The 13,520-nt window shown below is 66.1% G+C and carries 17 protein-coding genes; 7 read left to right on the top strand and 10 right to left on the bottom strand.

Annotated elements, in window-relative coordinates:
- Nucleotides 1-3: 3 nt before the first annotated feature.
- The 9 genes from pheT to infC form a co-directional block, all read right to left on the bottom strand.
- Nucleotides 4-2,409, bottom strand: coding sequence for a phenylalanine--tRNA ligase subunit beta (gene pheT, locus ACTDI4_RS06745; RefSeq protein ID WP_442840411.1), 2,406 nt, complete (start codon nucleotides 2,407-2,409; stop codon nucleotides 4-6).
- Nucleotides 2,406-2,837 carry a GFA family protein gene (locus tag ACTDI4_RS06740; protein ID WP_442840410.1) on the bottom strand — a complete coding sequence of 144 codons (432 nt, stop codon included), beginning with the start codon at nucleotides 2,835-2,837 and terminating at the stop codon, nucleotides 2,406-2,408. Before ACTDI4_RS06740 ends, pheT begins: the two co-directional genes overlap by 4 nt.
- Before the next feature lie 34 nt (nucleotides 2,838-2,871).
- Nucleotides 2,872-3,150, bottom strand: coding sequence for a DUF2442 domain-containing protein (locus ACTDI4_RS06735; RefSeq protein ID WP_442840409.1), 279 nt, complete (start codon nucleotides 3,148-3,150; stop codon nucleotides 2,872-2,874).
- A 54-nt stretch (nucleotides 3,151-3,204) separates the two neighbouring features.
- Entirely contained in the window at nucleotides 3,205-3,366 is a 162-nt protein-coding gene (locus ACTDI4_RS06730; RefSeq protein WP_442840408.1) for a DUF4160 domain-containing protein, read from the bottom strand.
- Between the two features lie 14 nt (nucleotides 3,367-3,380).
- Nucleotides 3,381-4,478, bottom strand: coding sequence for a phenylalanine--tRNA ligase subunit alpha (gene pheS / locus ACTDI4_RS06725; protein ID WP_442840407.1), 1,098 nt, complete (start codon nucleotides 4,476-4,478; stop codon nucleotides 3,381-3,383).
- A gap of 148 nt (nucleotides 4,479-4,626) precedes the next feature.
- Entirely contained in the window at nucleotides 4,627-5,025 is a 399-nt protein-coding gene (gene rplT / locus ACTDI4_RS06720) for a 50S ribosomal protein L20 (protein WP_442840406.1), read from the bottom strand.
- A 32-nt stretch (nucleotides 5,026-5,057) separates the two neighbouring features.
- Nucleotides 5,058-5,267 (bottom strand): 50S ribosomal protein L35, encoded by a 210-nt coding sequence (gene rpmI / locus ACTDI4_RS06715; RefSeq protein WP_442840405.1) that lies wholly within the window; start codon nucleotides 5,265-5,267, stop codon nucleotides 5,058-5,060.
- A gap of 161 nt (nucleotides 5,268-5,428) precedes the next feature.
- A complete protein-coding gene (locus ACTDI4_RS06710; RefSeq protein ID WP_442840404.1) occupies nucleotides 5,429-6,070 on the bottom strand; it encodes a methyltransferase family protein in 642 nt (213 codons plus the stop codon).
- A gap of 183 nt (nucleotides 6,071-6,253) precedes the next feature.
- Nucleotides 6,254-6,790 (bottom strand): translation initiation factor IF-3, encoded by a 537-nt coding sequence (gene infC / locus ACTDI4_RS06705; protein ID WP_442843284.1) that lies wholly within the window; start codon nucleotides 6,788-6,790, stop codon nucleotides 6,254-6,256.
- Between the two features lie 241 nt (nucleotides 6,791-7,031).
- Between infC and ACTDI4_RS06700 the strand changes: the two genes are divergently transcribed.
- The 4 genes from ACTDI4_RS06700 (at nucleotide 7,032) to ACTDI4_RS06685 (ending at nucleotide 10,364) form a co-directional block, all read left to right on the top strand.
- Complete coding sequence (locus tag ACTDI4_RS06700; protein WP_442840403.1) at nucleotides 7,032-7,802, top strand: alpha/beta hydrolase; 771 nt, start codon at nucleotides 7,032-7,034, stop codon at nucleotides 7,800-7,802.
- Nucleotides 7,803-7,808: 6 nt separating this feature from the next.
- On the top strand, nucleotides 7,809-8,951 hold the full coding sequence (locus ACTDI4_RS06695; protein WP_442840402.1) for a benzoate/H(+) symporter BenE family transporter: 1,143 nt from the start codon (nucleotides 7,809-7,811) through the stop codon (nucleotides 8,949-8,951).
- 117 nt (nucleotides 8,952-9,068) lie between these two features.
- Nucleotides 9,069-9,509 carry a DUF2852 domain-containing protein gene (locus ACTDI4_RS06690; protein WP_442840401.1) on the top strand — a complete coding sequence of 147 codons (441 nt, stop codon included), beginning with the start codon at nucleotides 9,069-9,071 and terminating at the stop codon, nucleotides 9,507-9,509.
- Between the two features lie 96 nt (nucleotides 9,510-9,605).
- Nucleotides 9,606-10,364, top strand: a complete 759-nt coding sequence (locus tag ACTDI4_RS06685) for a M48 family metallopeptidase (protein ID WP_442840400.1) — start codon at nucleotides 9,606-9,608, stop codon at nucleotides 10,362-10,364.
- A 48-nt stretch (nucleotides 10,365-10,412) separates the two neighbouring features.
- Here the strand turns inward: ACTDI4_RS06685 and ACTDI4_RS06680 are convergent, their stop codons facing one another.
- Complete coding sequence (locus ACTDI4_RS06680) at nucleotides 10,413-10,631, bottom strand: hypothetical protein (protein ID WP_442840399.1); 219 nt, start codon at nucleotides 10,629-10,631, stop codon at nucleotides 10,413-10,415.
- Nucleotides 10,632-10,748: 117 nt separating this feature from the next.
- Here ACTDI4_RS06680 and ACTDI4_RS06675 point away from each other — a divergent pair, with 117 nt between their 5' ends.
- Genes ACTDI4_RS06675 through trpA form a run of 3 tightly spaced genes read left to right on the top strand, consistent with a single transcriptional unit; the run spans nucleotide 10,749 to nucleotide 13,507 of the window.
- Nucleotides 10,749-11,411, top strand: a complete 663-nt coding sequence (locus ACTDI4_RS06675) for a phosphoribosylanthranilate isomerase (protein ID WP_442840398.1) — start codon at nucleotides 10,749-10,751, stop codon at nucleotides 11,409-11,411.
- Between the two features lie 31 nt (nucleotides 11,412-11,442).
- A complete protein-coding gene (trpB, locus tag ACTDI4_RS06670) occupies nucleotides 11,443-12,663 on the top strand; it encodes a tryptophan synthase subunit beta (protein ID WP_442840397.1) in 1,221 nt (406 codons plus the stop codon).
- A 1-nt stretch (nucleotide 12,664) separates the two neighbouring features.
- Nucleotides 12,665-13,507, top strand: a complete 843-nt coding sequence (gene trpA / locus ACTDI4_RS06665) for a tryptophan synthase subunit alpha (RefSeq protein WP_442840396.1) — start codon at nucleotides 12,665-12,667, stop codon at nucleotides 13,505-13,507.
- Nucleotides 13,508-13,520: the final 13 nt, after the last annotated feature.

The following is a 13,520-nucleotide window of genomic DNA, read 5'->3' as shown; positions in this document are numbered from 1 at the left end:
CGCCTACCCGCGCAGCACGCCGCCGGTCTGCTTGCCGACATTTTCGACGATTCGCCTGGCCAGCGCCTCGAAGTCCTCGTCGGTCAGCGTCTTTTCCTGCGGCTGGATCGACACCTCGATGGCGATGGACTTCTTGCCTTCGCCAAGCGCGGCTCCCTCGAACACGTCGAAGACGGACACGCCGGTGATGAACTTCCTGTCGGCGGCAAGCGCCGCACGCGTCAACGCCCCGGCCTCGACCTGCCGGTCGACCACGAAGGCGAAATCGCGCTTCACGGCCTGGAACGGCGACAGTTCGAGCTTCGGCTTGGTGCGCGTGGGCCTGGCTTTGGGCTCGGGAATGACGTCCAGGAACACCTCGAACCCGCAGAGCGGGCCGGACACGTCCAGCCCTTCCAGCGTCCTGGGGTGGAATTCCCCGAAATGGCCGAGGACAACCTTCGGCCCGAGCTTTATCAGCCCGGACCGGCCGGGATGATACCAGCCGGGCGCACCCTGCTCGATCTGCAGCCGGTCCACCGGCGCGCCGGCAGCCTCAAGCGCCGCGAAAGCGTCGGCCTTGGCGTCGAATACACCGACATTCCCGGCATTGCCGTTCCAGTGGCGGCCGGCGCCGTCGAGCCCGGCCGTGCCGCGCCTTATGCCGGCTGCGACCCGGCGCTGCGCCTGCGGCGTGTCGCCTTCGTAGGTGCCCGATACCTCGAACAGCGCGACGTCGGCGAAACCGCGATCGGCATTGCGCTGGGCGGCCGAAATCAGGCCCGGCAGCAGCGACGGCCGCATGTCGGACATGTCGGCCGCGATCGGGTTGGCAAGCTTCAACGCCGCCTGCCCGCCGCCGAACAGTTCGGCGTGGCCGGCCGGGATGAAGGACCAGGTGACGGCCTCCATCATGCCGCGCACGGCGAGCGCACGGCGGGCGGCGCGGGTGCGTACCTGCAGCGTGGTCAGGATCTTGCCGTTGACCGCGTCATGGCTGGAGAGTGGCAGCGGGGCGATCTCGTCGACGCCGTGGATGCGCATCACCTCCTCGACCAGGTCGGCCTTGCCGTCGATGTCGGGACGCCAGGAGGGCACGGCGACGTCCACCACCTCGCCGTCGCCCTGCGGCACGAAGCCGAGGCGGTTCAATATGTCGAGGCTCTCGGCGCTCGGAACGTCGAGCCCGGTCAGCCGCTTCACCTCGGAAAGCGGAAAGGACACGACCTTCGGCTCGTGGCCGGCATAGCCGACGACCTCGGCTTGCGTCGGCTCGCCGCCGCACAGGTCCATTACCATCCGCGTCGCCAGTTCCAGCCCCGGCACCATGAATTCGGGGTCGACGCCGCGCTCGAAACGGTAGCGCGCATCGGTGATGATGCCGAGCGTGCGGCCGGTGCGGGCGGTGGCCATCGGGTCCCAGAGCGCCGACTCGATCAGCACGTCGGTCGTGTTCTCATCGCAGCCCGAATGCTCGCCGCCCATCACGCCGGCGATGGATTCAACGCCGTTCTCGTCGGCGATCACGCACATGTCCGGCTTCAGCGCATATTCACGCCCGTCCAGCGCCAGCACCTTCTCGCCGTCCCGGGCCCGGCGCACGGCGAGATTGCCGGCGACCTTTGCCGCGTCGAAGACGTGCAGAGGCCGGCCTCGGTCAAAAGTGACGTAATTGGTGATGTCGACCAGCGCATTGATGGGGCGCAGGCCGATGGCGATGAGCCGTTGCTGCATCCATTTCGGCGATGGCTCGTTCCTGACGCCGCGCACCAGGCGCAGGGCAAAGCCGGGGCACAGGTCCGGCGCCTCGATCGCCACCTTGACCGGGCACGCGTCCTTGCCGGCGACAGGCTCGACCGGCGTTGTCTTCAATCTGCCGAGGCCGGAGGCGGCAAGGTCACGCGCAATGCCGTGAACGCTGGTGGCGTCGGGCCGGTTCGGCGTCAGGTTGATCTCGATGACCGGGTCGTCGAGATGGGCCCAGGCGGCAAAGCTCGTTCCCACCGGCGCATCCTGGGCCAGGTCGATGATGCCGTCATGCTCGTCCGAAAGCTGCAATTCGCGCTCGGAGCACATCATGCCGTGGCTTTCCACGCCGCGGATCTTGCCGACCGACAGCGTGACGTCGATGCCGGGCACATAGGTGCCGGGCGCGGCGAAGGCGCCGACCAGACCGGCGCGCGCGTTAGGAGCGCCGCAGACCACCTGAACGGGCACACCCGAGCCGGTATCCACCGTGAGCACGCGCAAACGGTCGGCATCCGGATGCTGCACCGCCGTCAGCACCTTGGCGATGACGAAGGGCTTCAGCGCGGCCTTGTCGTCCACATGCTCGACCTCCAGGCCGATGGCCGTCAGCCGCTCGACGATCTCGTCGAGCGTGGCGTCGGTTTCGAGGTGATCCTTGAGCCAGGAAAGCGTGAATTTCATTGGTCGGTTCCGTCTTCTGGTCTTGGGACGCTGCTCTTGAGGTGCCTGGGCAGGCCGTCCGGCATGTGGAGGAAGGGAAGCTGCTCGCGCACATAGGCATGCTGCGTCGGCCTGAAATAGGCCGGCATGTCGAAGGCGCCGAGCATGAAATAAAGGCGGTCGGGCAGCCGCCGGTCGGAATAGGCGATGGGCGAGCCGCAGGTGCCGCAGAAGGAGCGCTCGGCCGGCCCGTTGGAAAAGCTCTTCAGCGCCTTGCCCTCCAGCGACACCTCGCCGGCCCTGAAGCCGACGAAGGCAGAGACCGGCGCGCCGGTGGCGCGGCGGCAGTCGGCGCAATGGCAATAGGAGATATGGTGCGGCTCGGCATGGGCCTGGAAGCGCACGGCACCGCAACGGCAGCCGCCGGTGTGAAGGATGGGATCGTCCATTTTCTGCCTTTTCGGTTGCGCCCCATGCCCTCGATCATTCGGCCGCCACGGACGGCTCGACGGCGCCGGGAGCCTTGCGGCCCAGCAACATGCTCTTGACCGAAATGCCTTCGTCCATAACTGGCCACCATACGCCTTCGAACATCAACTCGACTTCCGCCCGGTCCTTCGCGGACGCCTTGTACAGGAAGGGATACCACCAGAGCGGCGCCCTGATCTCGCGCCCGTCGGCAAGGGTGACATAGACAAACGCCTCATCGCACCGCGCGGCCACGGGGCGCATGTCTTCCGTCTCAAAATCCGAAGAATTCATTCCACGATCTGATCCAGGCATCCCGGTTCTCCGCCACGACGGCCAAGAGTTCCTTCATTCACGTTCATTGTAGCCGTGCTGATACTCCACGTCCAAATTTCGCAGCCACACCTTGGCCGACCTGCCGTCCTTTGCGATATGCACATGCGGCGGCTCTTCCATGTCGGAGGCATAGAAGCGGAACTTGTAGCCCCGCCAGATCAGCAGCGTCGGCATTTCCGGCCACCGGCCTAGCTGCTCAGCCCTCCGAACAGGGTCGGCATGTCGAGCGGGCGGAAGCCGTAATGGGCCAGCCAGCGCACGTCGGCGTCGAAGAAGGCGCGCAGGTCCGGCATGCCGTATTTCAGCATGGCGATGCGGTCGATGCCCATGCCCCAGGCGAAGCCCTGATATTCCTGCGGGTCCAGTCCGCCGGCGCGCAGCACATTGGGATGCACCATGCCGCAGCCCAGGATCTCCATCCAGTCCGAGCCCTCGCCGAAGCGCACCTCGCCCGGGCGCGAGCGGTCGCACTGGATGTCGACCTCCAGGCTGGGTTCCGTGAACGGGAAGAAAGACGGGCGGAAGCGCATCTTGACGGACGGCACCTCGAAGAACGCCTTGCAGAACTCCTCCAGCACCCACTTCATGTTGGCGACGTTGGCGGTCTTGTCGATGACCAGGCCCTCGACCTGATGGAACATCGGCGAATGGGTGGCGTCGCTGTCCTGGCGGTAGGTCTTGCCGGGAATGACGATGCGGATCGGCGGCTTCTGCATTTCCATGGTGCGGATCTGCACCGGGGAGGTGTGGGTGCGCAGGAGCTTTCTCTCCCCCTTCTCGTCAGGGCGGAAGAAGAAGGTGTCGTGCATCTCGCGCGCCGGGTGGCCTTCGGGGAAGTTGAGCGCGGTGAAATTGTAGTGGTCGGTCTCGATGTCCGGCCCCTCGGCGATGGCGAAGCCCAGATCGCCGAAGATCGCCGCGATCTCGTCGATGACCTGGCTGATGGGGTGGATGCGGCCGCGCTCGGCCGGGCTCTGGCGCACCGGCAGCGTCACGTCCACCTTCTCGGCGGCAAGGCGCGCGGCGATCGCGGCGTCCTTCAGTTCGCCCTTGCGGACGGCCAGCGCCTCGGTGATGCGCGCCTTCAGCCCGTTGATGGCCGGGCCTTTCACCTGGCGTTCCTCAGGCGTCATGGAGCCGAGCGTCTTGAGCAGTTCCGAGATGGAACCCTTCTTGCCGAGGGCGGCGACGCGGACGGCTTCGATGGCCTGCTCGTCGGCGGCCGAGGAAATCTCGGCAAGCAGGGCACTTTCCAGGGCTTCAAGGTTTCCGGCTGCGGCGTTCACGGCGAAACTCTTTCCGATAGGAGCGACAGTCAACAGGCAGTTGAAAAGTCACCTTTGGTTGATTTCCGGGCAAAAGAAAAACCCGCGCCAGCCCTGCCAGCGCGGGTTTCCCAAATCAAGTATCCAAGAATGCTTGGGAAGCGCTGGCTTAGGCTACAGCGCTTTCAAAAGCGTTCGGCGTGGTGTCCTTCAGGTACTCCAGCGAGACCTTGGCCTTGGCCACCAGAGCGGCGAAAGCCTGCGGCTCGTGAATGGCCATGTCGGACAGCACCTTGCGGTCGATCTCGATGCCGGCCTTGTTGAGGCCGTCGATCAGGCGGCCATAGGTCAGGCCGTGCTCGCGGGCGGCGGCGTTGATGCGCTGGATCCACAGGGCGCGGAAATTGCGCTTGCGGTTCTTGCGGTCGCGGTAGGCGTACTGCAGCGACTTCTCCACCGCCTGCTTGGCGATGCGGATGGTGTTCTTGCGACGGCCATAAAAGCCCTTGGCGGCCTTGAGCACCTTCTTGTGCTTGGCGTGGCCGACCGTGCCTCTTTTTACGCGCATGTCATGATCTCCTTAGTATCGCTTCAACCGGCTCAGATGCCGCCGCCGTTAGGCAGGAAATTCTTGATGACCTTCTTGCCGTCCGGCTCTGCGAGAACCATGGTGCCGCGGGCATCGCGAATGAACTTGTTGGAGCGCTTGATCATGCCGTGGCGCTTGCCTGCGGCAGCCGACAGGACCTTGCCGGTCCCGGTGATCTTGAACCGCTTCTTGGCGGCCGATTTGGTCTTCATCTTGGGCATTTTGCTTACTCCTTGCCGGGGCCCGAAAACCCCCGTTGATTGTCTCCGGACCGACCAAAGCCCGGAAAGCAAATGAAACCGCCACGGCATGCCCTGCCGGGCGGTTTTTCTTGGACCGCGGCCCTATACTGCAAAGTGCAGCGGCGCGCAACACCCGCCGGCTACGGCAGGCGGAACAGCACCGGAAGCGCGCCGGACATCTGGCCGGCATCGATCAGCTCGAAGGCCGGCATGGCCACCAGGAACACCAGCCCGTCCAGCAGCGTGTTGAGCAGCAGCCGCGGCCTGAAGGAGCCGGTGTCGCCTTCCTCATAAAGCGAAAGGTCGGGCAGGAAGCGCGGCACGCGCGCCATGTAGGCGCGATAGGGCGCGCCCATCGCATCGGCGAGGAAGCGCTCCTCGCGCAGGATCACCACATGGAAGGCGGCCGCGCAAAGCAGGCCGAAGCCGATCATGGCGACGATCGAGCCCATCTGCGCGCCGACGCCGCAGGCCGCCAACGTCGAGAACAGATAGAGTGGGTTGCGGGTGATCGAATAGGGGCCGCCGGTGACGATCTGCTGGGACTTGCGCCCGCCTATATAGAGCGTGGACCACAGCCGCCCGACGATGCCCAGGAAGATCAGCAGCACGCCGAACATCTCGATGGTCTCGTGGACCACGGTATCCGGCGCGAACATGGATTGCCCGAACAGAAGCGCCGCAAACAGCGCCACGACGAGTATGGCAAGCACCAGGCGGCGCATGCGCTGATAGCCGGCAAGCGCCCGCCTGGCCTTCCGATCTGCGATTTCGCTGTTCATGCCAAGCCCGATCCTCGCCGCAGCACCGCCGTTCGGATGTGGAACCACGGCCATGGGGCAACAAAAAGGCACTCTCCCCGAAGCCATCCGACATCGCGGTTTCCGGGCAAAGTGCATCGTCCTGTCGTGCAGCCGCCGATTCCCTGCAACCGGGGCCTTGCCTTGCGGTTAGGCGCGCGCCGTTCAGCGCGGCGCCAGCACCATCATCATCTGACGGCCTTCGAGCTTCGGCTCGGCCTCCACCTTGGCGATGGTCGCCGTTTCCTCGCGCACCTTGTTGAGGAGCTGCATGCCGAGTTCCATATGCGCCATCTCGCGGCCACGGAAGCGCAGGGTGAGCTTGACCTTGTCACCCTCCTCGAAGAAGCGGCGCACGGCGCGCATCTTCACGTCGTAGTCGTGGTCATCGATGTTCGGGCGCATCTTGATCTCCTTGATCTCGATGACCTTCTGGTTCTTGCGCGCCTCGGCCGCCTTCTTCTGGTTCGCGTATTTCAGCTTGCCGAGATCGAGGATCTTGGCCACCGGCGGATTGGCATTGGGGGAAATTTCGACGAGATCGAGCCCGGCCTCTTCGGCGAGCAGCAATGCATCGTTGATGGAAACGTCGCCGCGGTTCTGACCGTCGGCGTCAATGAGTTGGACCCGGGGAACCCGGATGTCTCGGTTTGCGCGGGGGCCGTCCTTGGTGGGCGCCGCTGCCTTGAAAGGTCTGCGAATGGTCGTGATCTCCTCGAGCCGTTTGCGTTCAGGGGTGTGATGGTTGATATGCAGACGCGCAATGTGGGAACTGCGCAATCCGAGTCAATAGCATAGTCAAGACAAGAAATCACCTGTGTCGGATGCCGCACCGCGCCGAACAAAGCCCAAGCAAAGAAAAAGGCGGGGAGGCTTTCCGCGTCGTCGCGACCATGCCAAAAAAGGCGCGCCCGCAGGCGCCGGGCCCCGAAGGAGCCGTGCCATGACATCCACCGACCCCGAATTCCTCGACGTCGACGGCGTGCCGATCGCGCTGCGGCGCCAGGCGGGAGCGGCGCCGGGCGTGGTCTGGCTGGGCGGCTACAAGTCCGACATGCTGGGCACCAAGGCCGAGACACTGGCCGGCTGGGCTGCGCGCGAAGGACGCGCCTTCCTGCGGCACGACTATTCCGGCCATGGCGAGTCGGGTGGCGCGTTCGTCGAAGGCACCATCTCCAAATGGCTGGCGCAAAGCCTTGCCGTGTTGCGCACCCACGCAAAGGGCAGGCAGATCCTGGTCGGCTCCTCCATGGGGGCCTGGATCGCGCTGCGCATGACGCAGGAACTGCGCAAGGCCGGTGACGACCGCGTCGCCGGCCTGGTGCTGCTGGCGCCGGCGCCCGATTTCACCGCCGAACTGGTGGAGCCCGCGCTGACCGACGCCCGGAAGAAGGACCTGGCGGAAAAAGGCTATTTCGAGGAGCCGTCCGAATATTCCGACGAGCCCAACATCTACACCCGCGCCCTGATCGAGGACGGCCGCGCCAACCTGGTCATGACCGGCCGCATCGACACCCATTGCCCGGTGCACATTCTTCAGGGACTGGCCGATCCGGACGTTCCCCATAGCCATGCGCTGAAGCTGACCAGCCTGCTGCCGGCCGACGACGTGACGCTGTCGCTCATCCCGGACGGCGACCACCGGCTGTCGCGGCCGCAGGACCTCGACATGCTGATCGAGGCGGTGGCGGCGATCGTCGCGCGGGCGGGCTGACGCCTTATGCGCCTGTCCATCCCCGTTTCCGCTTTCGTGGCAGCGATCGTCGGCTTCGGCGGCACGCTGGCCATCATCATCGCGGCAGCCGACGCCGTCGGCGCCACGCAGCTCCAGACCGCGAGCTGGGTCACCGCGATCTGCCTTGCCATGGCGGCGGAAAGCCTGTGGCTATCGTGGCGCACGAAAATGCCGGTCATCACGGCCTGGTCGACGCCGGGAGCGGCGCTGATCGCCGCTTCCAGCGGCTTTTCCATGGCCGAGGCGGTCGGCGCCTTCGTCGTCACCGCAGTGCTGCTGATCGTCACCGGCCTGCTCAAGCCGCTGACCAGGCTGATCGCGAAGATTCCCGGATCGGTGGCGTCCGGCATGCTGGCCGGCATCGTCGTGACCTTCGCGGTGAATGCGGTCAAAACGGTTCCCGCCGATCCGTGGCTCATCCTGCCGCTGGTCGCGGCGTTCTTCGTCATCCGCCTTTTCAATCCCGCGCTCTCGGTACTGGCGGTGCTGCTCGGCGGTGGCGTCGCCGCCTTCCTGACCGGCCGCGTCGGCGGCCTGCCCGCGCCCGAACTTTCGACGCTGACCACCATTGCGCCGGAATTCACCCTGTCGGCGACGATCGGCCTGGCACTGCCGCTTTACCTCGTCACCATGGCCTCGCAGAACCTGTCCGGCCTCGCCGTGCTGAGGGCTTCCGGCTACGACCCCGCCCCGGGACCGCTGATCGGCGTCACCGGCCTGTTCTCGCTTCTGACCGCGCCGTTCGGCGCCTCCACCACCAATCTGGCGGCGATCTCGGCGGCCATCTGTACCGGACCCGACGTGCATCCCGATCCCGCCGAGCGCTGGAAGACGGGCCCGTTCTATGCGCTGGCCTATCTGATTTTCGCCGCCTTCGGCGCTTCGCTCGTGGCGATCTTCGCCGTGCTGCCGCAAAGCCTGATCGTGCTGGTCGCGGGGCTGGCGCTGACGGCGCCGCTGGCCAATGCGCTGACCATCGCGCTGAAGGACGAGCACGAGCGCATGGCCGCCACCGTCACCTTCGCGGTCACCGCATCCGGGCTGACGCTGGCCGGCATCGGCTCGGCCTTCTGGGGGCTGGTGGCGGGGGTCATCGTGATCGGCCTCGATCGCATCAAAAAAAACTAGTCGCCGCAAGCGGTTGTTCGGTTTCGGCCGGCGCCGTCTTGAATTGCCGTTTTCGCCTTCCCATGTCGATTTCAAGCAGCCGAAAGCGGCTGTCTACAACCGAAGGAACCGGAGAACATGAACACTTCTGCATTGATCCGTCCGGCCTGGACGCCGGCGACCATCGCGCTGATGGTGATCGGCTTCATGGTGTTCTGGCCGCTGGGGCTTGCCATGCTGGCCTACATCATCTGGGGCGACCGGCTCGACGGCTTCAAGCGCGACGTCAACAAGGCCACGGACGGCTTCTTCGCCGGCTGTCGCGGCCGCCACCGTCATCGCGGCTTTGCCCGCACCGGCAACGTCGCCTTCGACGACTGGCGCGAGAAGGAACTGGAGCGGCTGGACGAGGAGCGCCGCAAGCTCAACGAGTTGCGCGACGAGTTCGACGACTATGCCCGCGAGTTGCGCCGCGCCAAGGACCAGGAAGAGTTCGACCGCTTCATGGCGAACCGCAACAAGCCCACGGCGCCCACCAAGCCGAACAACGACATCGGGCCGCAAACGTCCGATCACTGAGCCGTCTCAAGGAGCACCGAATGCGGCGCCGCGCCTCGCGGCGCCGTTTCTTTTTTGTTCTTCCCGCCCGCCCCGAATCGCTTATCGTCCGGCGCCATGTCCATCGGCTTCTTCCGCATTCCCGCAAAACCGCGCCCCGCTCCGGTGGTGGAACGCGAACATTGCGTTGCCGGGCGCACCCTGCCGCTGAGGATCGTGGAGAACGAGCGCGCAAGGCGGCTGACGCTGAGGATCGACGCCGGCGGCCAGGGCCTGCGCATCACCGTGCCGCCGGGCCTGCGCCGCGGGGAGGTCGAAAAGTTCCTGGACCGCCATCAGGGCTGGCTGGAGGAACGGCTGGCCAAGGTGCCGGACCGGCCGCAAGTGCGGCCCGGCATCAAGCTGCCGATACGCGGCGTGCCGCACACCATCGTGCACGAGCCCGGCAAGCGCGGCTCTGCCGCGCTGGGACGAGACGATACCGGGCCGGTGCTGGTGGTGCACGGCGACCGGCTGCATCTGCCGCGCCGCGTCGCCGACTTCCTGAAGCGGGAAGCAAAGCGCGAGATCGAGGCGCTGGTGGCCATGCACACACAAGCCATCGGCCGGCGCGCCAAGGCAATCCGCTTCAAGGACACGACCAGCCGCTGGGGTTCCTGCACGTCGGAAGGCAACCTTTCCTTTTCGTGGCGCATCATGATGGCGCCCCAGCCGGTGATAAACTACCTCGTGGCGCATGAAGTGGCGCATCTGAAGGAGATGAACCACGGCCGGGATTTCTGGAGGCTGTGCAAGGAACTGTGCCCCGACACCGAGCGCTGCAAGGCGTGGCTGAAGCGGAACGGCAACGCGCTGCAGGCGATAAGGTTCGAGTAGCGCAGCAGGGGCACGATCGCCGCAGGCCCGGCTGCGCAATGCCCTTCTTCAGTCGTCGTTGGCCGCGTTGAGCTGGTCCGGCCGCAGGCCCTCACCCCCAGGGCGCGGCCACGGCAGGAAATTCCTGTCGAAGGAAGGGCCCGCGAAATAGTCTCGTGCGCGATGTGCTTCGGCCCCGTTCACGGCGGCCTTGTCCAGAAGATGGGCGATCACCTCGCGCGCCTGCGCCAGCTTCGCCTCAAGCTCCGCGATCGTATGTTCCCGCATGGCCCTTCCCCCTGATGCGATGCAATACCAAGTAGTGCGGTGGCGGCCGCAAGCAACGAACGCTTTTCCTCGACTCTTTCGGCATTTCGTGCCAAGCCGGCCCGCATGGCGCCCGACATGACCACGCTCGACATCAAGATATGCGGCCTGAAGACCGACGAAGCGCTCGATGCCGCGCTCGCCGGCGGGGCCAGCCATGTCGGCTTCATCTTCTTCCCCAAGAGCCCCCGTCATATCGAGCCAGTTGAAGCCGGTCGGCTGCGGCGGGCCGCGCTGGGCCGGGCCAAGGCCGTGGCCGTGACGGTCGATGCCGACGACGCGTTGCTGGACGCGATCGTGGACGCCATGGCGCCCGACATGCTGCAACTACACGGGACCGAAACCCCGGCGCGACTGGCCGGTGTCAAGGCCCGCTATGGCCTGCCGGTGATGAAGGCGCTGTCGGTGCGCGAAGCGGCCGACATCGAGGCCGCGCGCGCCTATGCCGGCGTGGCCGACCGGCTGCTGTTCGACGCCAAGCCGCCGAAAGGCTCGGAGCTGCCGGGCGGCAACGGCGTCGCCTTCGACTGGCGCCTGCTTGCGCGGACCGAACCCAGCCTCGACTACCTGCTTTCCGGCGGCCTGAACGCCGCCAATATCGGCACGGCCTTGTCGCTCGCCCGCCCGTCGGGCATAGACGTCTCGTCCGGCGTGGAAAGCGCGCCGGGCGTCAAGGACCCTGCCCTGATCGCCGCGTTCTTCCGCGCCGTTGCCGCGGCCCGCGGCAGGGACGCCGCCTGACGCCACCAGACTGTTTCCAAGGAGATCGGCGATGAACAAGCCGGCCATGCCAAATTCATTCCGCACCGGACCCGACGAACAGGGGATGTTCGGCATCTTCGGCGGCCGCTTCGTGGCCGAGACGCTGATGCCGCTGATCCTGGAGCTGGAGCATCACTGGAACGAGGCCAAGGACGATCCGGAATTCAAGGCCGAGCTTTCCGCGCTCTCCACCTTCTATGCCGGCCGTCCCTCCAAGCTCTACTTCGCCGAAGGGCTGACCCGGCATCTCGGCGGCGCCAAGATCTACTTCAAGCGCGAGGACCTCAACCATACCGGCTCGCACAAGATCAACAACTGCCTCGGCCAGATCCTGCTGGCCAAGCGCATGGGCAAGAAGCGCATCATCGCCGAAACGGGCGCCGGCCAGCATGGCGTGGCCTCGGCCACCGTCTCCGCGCGCTTCGGCTACCCCTGCGTGGTCTATATGGGCGCCACCGACGTGGAGCGGCAGAAGCCCAACGTCTTCCGCATGAAGCTTCTGGGCGCTGAGGTGAAGGCCGTCGCCTCCGGCCACGGCACGCTGAAGGATGCCATGAACGAAGCCCTGCGCGACTGGGTGACCAATGTCGAGGACACCTATTACCTGATCGGCACCGCCGCAGGCCCGCATCCCTATCCCGAACTGGTGCGCGACTTCCAGTCGGTGATCGGCACGGAAGCGCGCGCGCAGATGCTGGAGCAGGAAGGCCGCCTGCCCGACGTCATCGTCGCGGCCGTCGGCGGCGGCTCCAACGCCATCGGCCTGTTTCATCCTTTCCTCGACGACAAGGACGTGCGCATCGTCGGCGTCGAGGCCGGCGGACGCGGGCTCGACGGGCTGGAGCATTGCGCCTCGATGAATGCCGGCCGGCCCGGCGTGCTGCACGGCAACCGCACCTATCTGCTGCAGAACGAGGACGGCCAGATCCTCGACGGCCATTCGATCTCGGCCGGGCTGGACTATCCCGGCGTCGGCCCGGAGCATTCCTGGCTGCGCGATACGGGCCGGGTCGACTATGTGCCCATCCTCGACGACGAGGCGCTGGAGGCCTTCCAGCTCACCACCAGGGTGGAAGGCATCATCCCGGCACTGGAATCGGCGCATGCTATCGCCCAGGCCATGAAGATGGCGCCGCAAATGGGCAAGGACGAGATCATGATCGTCAACCTGTCCGGCCGTGGCGACAAGGACGTGCATACGGTGGCCAAGATGATGGGCATGGAGATCTGAGATGACTGAAAGCCGCATCGACCGCCGCATGGCGAAGCTGAAGGAAGAAGGGCGCCCGGCGCTCGTCACCTATTTCATGGGCGGCGACCCGGACTACGACACCTCTCTGTCGATCATGCAGGCGCTGCCGAAGGCAGGCGCCGACATCATCGAACTCGGCATGCCCTTTTCCGACCCGATGGCCGACGGTCCGGCAATCCAGGCGGCCGGCCTGCGCGCGCTGAAGGCCGGACAGACGCTGGCCAGGACGCTCGGCATGGCAGCCGATTTCCGCAAGGGCGACGATGACACGCCGATCGTGCTGATGGGCTATTACAACCCGATCTACATCTACGGCGTGGACCGCTTCCTGGCCGACGCCAAGGCCGCCGGCATCGACGGGCTGATCGTCGTCGACCTGCCCCCGGAGATGGACGAGGAGCTGTGCATCCCGGCGCTGAAGGCAGGCGTCAACTTCATCCGGCTTGCCACGCCCACCACCGACGACAAGCGCCTGCCCAAGGTGCTGCAGAACACCTCCGGCTTCGTCTACTACGTGTCGATGACCGGGATCACCGGCTCGGCGCTGGCCGATACCGAAAAGGTCGCGGCCGCGGTGAAGCGCATCAAGGCGCACACCGACCTGCCCGTCTGCGTCGGTTTCGGCGTCAAGACCGCCGAGCAGGCGCGCGCCATCGGCGCCTCCGCCGACGGGGTGGTGGTGGGCACGGCCCTCGTCAACGCGGTGGCCAATGTTCTGGGGCCGAACGGCACCACGACCGCCGACCCGGCGCAGGCCGTGGCGACGCTGGTCACCGGCCTGGCGCAGGGCGTGCGCGCCGCCCGCCTTGCTGCGGCCGAATAGTTTTCCTACCTCT

The sequence above is a fragment of the Mesorhizobium sp. PUT5 genome, assembly GCF_052216645.1.
Taxonomy (GTDB): domain Bacteria; phylum Pseudomonadota; class Alphaproteobacteria; order Rhizobiales; family Rhizobiaceae; genus Mesorhizobium.
This window is presented reverse-complemented; position numbering and strand designations above follow the sequence as displayed.